Here is a 226-nt window from a genome sequence, read left to right on the forward strand (position 1 = left end):
GGCAGCGTTGAATGGGGTCTCCTTAGGGCAGGGGACGCCAGAAGCATTGATGGTAGCGGTCCGTGATGCGAGGTTTGCGGTTTCGGCATCATCTCCCGGTGAGCGTTTGAATACGCGTATCCATTTGGCGCAGAGTACGGCCCGATTAGGGCAGGCTGCGCAAACAGACCAAGTTTTGCAAACCATCATACTTGATGAGCCTGAGGCCTCTGGCCGTAGTGATGTG

Annotated in this window: 1 protein-coding gene; it reads left to right on the forward strand. The window is 56.2% G+C overall.

Going from position 1 to position 226, the window contains the following annotated elements; translation table 11 throughout:
• On the forward strand, nt 1-226 hold a 226-nt coding region (locus KB213_RS12445; protein WP_211683577.1), incomplete at both ends, for a hypothetical protein.

This window comes from Neokomagataea anthophila, from assembly GCF_018122595.1.
GTDB classification, from domain to species: Bacteria; Pseudomonadota; Alphaproteobacteria; order Acetobacterales; family Acetobacteraceae; genus Gluconobacter; species Gluconobacter anthophilus.